Below are 1,650 nucleotides of genomic sequence, written 5' to 3'. Positions count from 1 at the left end.
GACGGACTTTGACGCTCCATCGGCCAAGTCGGCCTAGTCGCCGAACTGCGTTGAGAGGGTAGGGTTTTACGGAATTATGTAGCAAATGCCACAAGACGGCTTACGATGGCGATTGGGCCACTATCGTTAGGGCGAGGAAATGCCGAACGAGACCGTATTAGATTCCGGGGAGAGGAAGCGCCATGCCGCCTCCGCGCGCACCCGCTTTGAGAAAGCGACATTGGAAATAGCCTCGGAGCACCGTTTCGGCGGACCCAATCCGGAATCCACAGAGATAGAGCTAATGGAAGAAGCCACTCGGCTCGTAAGAGAAGCTCGGGAAGGCGAATAACAATCTGGCGCTTGTGGCATTTGCTACATTTTGAGGCACGTCGTCGCGTTGAAGACGCGACGGCGTCTTCGCCTTACTGTGAGGCGTGAAACGTCTCGTCAGAACACGTTGAGCAAACTTCACTGAAATTCACGACACTTCACGGGCAGAACGCCGCGCCCGGTGCCATCCTTCGCTGATCTGTATCCGCAAACAGTGACTCCAAGGGTGGTGCGCAATGGCCTACGATCTCACCGTCAACGGTAAAAGCTACGTCGTCGATGTCGACGGCGATATTCCACTCCTGTGGATATTGAGGGACACAATAGGCCTCACCGGCACGAAGTTCGGATGCGGAATTGCTATGTGCGGGGCCTGCACCGTTCACGTTGATGGGATGCCAGTACGCTCTTGTGTGATGCCAGTCAGCGATGCGGTTGCCAGAGCCATTACGACAATCGAGGCAATCTCGGAGACGGACGCGGGTCGACGTGTCCAGCAGGCTTGGCTTGACATTGACGTCGTGCAGTGCGGCTACTGCCAGTCTGGGCAGATCATGTCAGCGACAGCATTGCTCGCAGCCAATTCGACGCCGACGGACGAAGACATCGACGCTGTGATGGCGGGAAATATCTGTCGATGCGGCACTTACCCACGCATCCGAGCCGCGATCAAACAGGCTGCGGAGGCGAGGTAACTGCCATGACCCTCCAAGACAAGATCAACCTCTCGATCTCCCGCCGACACTTCTTGCTCGGTGTGTCCTTGACCGGGGCAGGCCTTGTGATCGGGATCACGCCCCAGGCCTCTTCCGCCGCGATAAAACCGCTGGAGACAAATCCGTTCATCCGCATTCCACCAGAGGGCAAAATCGCTTTCATTATGCCTTCCGTGGAAATGGGGCAGGGCATCTACACGGCGGTGGCGATGCTACTCGCGGAGGAACTCGAGGTATCGCTCGACCAAGTTGTCCTCGAACATGCTCCGGCGGACCCGTCTCGATACGCGAACCCGCTATTGGGCGATCAGATCACTGGCGGCTCGATCGCCATTCGTGCCGTCTACGAACAGATGCGAAAGGCAGGAGCCGCGACACGTATCGTGTTGGTCAACACCGCGGCCCGAGGCTGGAACGTCCCACCGGAAAGCTGCACCACAAGGGCCGGAGTGGTGCTTCACGAAGCGAGCGGGCGTCGAGCCAGCTACGGCAGCCTGATCGAAGCAGCAGCCTCGGAGCCCGTACCCCAGGAAATTCCGTTGAAGGCGTCATCAAGTTTCACGGTGATTGGCAAGTCGGTTCGAAGACTGGACAGCCCGGAGAAAGTCAACGGCACCGCAAA

The 1,650-nt window shown here is 58.0% G+C and carries 2 protein-coding genes; both read left to right on the top strand.

The features are described 5' to 3' along the window. Positions 1 to 548: 548 nt before the first annotated feature. Positions 549 to 1,007 carry a (2Fe-2S)-binding protein gene (locus A7X77_RS31460; protein ID WP_064686675.1) on the top strand — a complete coding sequence of 153 codons (459 nt, stop codon included), beginning with the start codon at positions 549 to 551 and terminating at the stop codon, positions 1,005 to 1,007. Between the two features lie 5 nt (positions 1,008 to 1,012). Beyond that, the coding region (locus A7X77_RS31455; protein ID WP_156668205.1) for a molybdopterin cofactor-binding domain-containing protein at positions 1,013 to 1,650 on the top strand (638 nt) is incomplete at its 3' end.

It is taken from the genome of Rhizobium bangladeshense (assembly GCF_001662075.1).
In the GTDB taxonomy this organism is placed as follows: Bacteria; Pseudomonadota; Alphaproteobacteria; order Rhizobiales; family Rhizobiaceae; genus Rhizobium; species Rhizobium bangladeshense_B.
The sequence above is the reverse complement of the archived record's forward strand: the minus strand, read 5'-3'. Positions and strand labels throughout refer to the sequence as shown.